The organism is Streptomyces sp. NPDC127084 (assembly GCF_042724175.1).
In the GTDB taxonomy this organism is placed as follows: Bacteria; Actinomycetota; Actinomycetes; order Streptomycetales; family Streptomycetaceae; genus Streptomyces.
The window spans coordinates 1-1,989 of sequence record NZ_JBHXFA010000339.1 but is presented as its reverse complement, the minus strand read 5'-3'; the positions used below and the strand labels follow the sequence as shown (position 1 = coordinate 1,989).

1 protein-coding gene and 1 pseudogene are annotated in these 1,989 nt (G+C 70.4%); both read right to left on the bottom strand.

The window, feature by feature from the left end; translation table 11 throughout:
- Positions 1–445: 445 nt before the first annotated feature.
- Positions 446–1,030 carry a hypothetical protein gene (locus ACFWI9_RS34015; protein WP_387169103.1) on the bottom strand — a complete coding sequence of 195 codons (585 nt, stop codon included), beginning with the start codon at positions 1,028–1,030 and terminating at the stop codon, positions 446–448.
- A gap of 824 nt (positions 1,031–1,854) precedes the next feature.
- A pseudogene (locus ACFWI9_RS34010) lies at positions 1,855–1,989 on the bottom strand (polyprenyl synthetase family protein); the annotation flags it as partial.

Sequence of the window (1,989 nt, the reverse complement as noted above, 5' to 3'; positions counted from 1 at the left end):
CACCTTGCCGTCGTCGGTGACCAGGGCGTTGATCAGCCGGGTCGAGTAGACCGTGCCCGAGCCGAACGAGCCCTTCACCTGGTCGCCGAGCGAGCTGAGGAAGCCGCCGAGGTCGCCGCCGGCGGACGAGGAGCCGGACGGGATGCCCTCGCCGCCGGTCTCGAAGACGGCGATGGAGTTCCAGCCCTTGCCGAGGACCGTCGGGTCGTCGGCGCCCTTGCCGAGCGACTTCTCGGACGGGCCGGACCCGGTGGAGTGGTCCGGGGTCGGCAGTGCCTTCTCCGCGCTGTCCTCCGTGGTGACCTTCGCGCCCTTGGGCGTCTTGAAGTCGAAGGTCGAGGCGGCCGGCTTGGCGAGGCTGAGCTGGGTGAAGCCGACGTCGACGACGGCCGCGCCGCCGCTCGCCGGGGTGAGCGTGAACGTCGGACGGCGTGTCGTCGACCGACTACAGCGCCTCGTCGGTGAGGCCCTTGGGCGTGGCCCGGGTCTCGTCGTCCTTGGCGGCGTCGACGGTGGTCGTGCCGTGGTAGACCTCGTTCGACTGGCTGTCGTAGCCCCAGATGTCCTTGCCGTTGTGGATGAGGCTGTACTCCGCCGCGTTCTCCAGCAGGGAGACCTTCTGCTTGTCCGGGCCGTCGGCCGCGACGCGCAGGGTGTGGGTGCCGGTGGCCAGCTCGGTGAGCTTGGCGGTGGGGTCGGCGGAGGAGCCGTCGCCGGACTGCGTGGCGCCCGACATGAGGTTGCTCTCCAGGCCGCCGAGGTCGGGCAGGCCCAGGTCCGTGCTGATCTTCACGGTGCCGGACAGGTGCTGGACGTCGGACTTGGCGACCTTGTCGAGGAGCTGCTGTGCGGTGATCTTCGGGAGATTCGGGTCACCGGAGTCGGCGAGCGCGGGGACCAGTCCGATGGTCGCGGCCGCCACCCCCACCACGGTGACCGGGACGATGTACCGCGCCGCCCGGCGCCGCCCGGACCGGAGCTCGTCGAGCTCTCCGGTGTCCGTGCTGTCGTCGGTTTCGTACGGTGCCATGTCTGCCTTACCTCCGTCGTCGGCGGCGGCCTGCCCCCTGTACTGGTCCCACTCTCAGCCGCCATTCTCACCCGAATCGGTGAGGAGTGGTGTTTTCCGTGTTCTCCATCTGACCAAATCCCCGAGAGATAAGCGACAGACCCGGGAGCCAACTCCGCGTACGCCTGGGGTATGACACACGGAGGCGCCGCCTCCCCAAAACCCCTAGGGGGAAGACGCGGCCCGCGCAAGGCAGTTGACCGCGCTCATTCCATACGAGGCAGGTGCCCGCACTCGGCCCGCACACGCCAGTCGGCCGGGCTCAACCCCCCGCGCAGGACAGCCGACCGGACACAGCAACCGACCGCGCTCAGACCATGCAAGGCAGGCGACCGGGCACAACCGGCGCAGAGCAGGCGACCGCGCTCAACCCACGCACGACAGGCAACCGCGCCCATCCGACGCACCGCAGGCACCCAGACTCAGCCCACGACCGGCAGCCGACCGGACACAGCCCACACACGACAGCCGACCCCGCTCAACCCACCCAGCGCAGGCACCCCGGCTCAACCGCCACACGACAGCCGACCGGACACACCCCCGCACGACAGGCAACCGCGCTCATCCGATGCACCGCAGGCAACCAGACTCAACCCACCCAGCGCAGGCACCCCGGCTCAACCGGCACACGACAACCGCCCGGACTCAACCCCCCGCGCAGGACAGGCAACCCCGCCCAGCCCACACACCGCAGGCCCCCCGGCTCAACCCCCACAAGACAGCCAACCAAGCCCACCCCCGACAACCGACCGCGCTCAACCCACCCCCAACGCAGCCGACCAACCTCACCCCGCCCGATGCACCACCGCATCGCACATCTCCAGCAGCGCGACCTTCGCATCGCACTCCGGGAGCGGCGCGAGGGCCGCGCGGGCGTCCTCCACGTAGCGGACGGTGTCGCGGCGGGCCTGTTCCAGGGC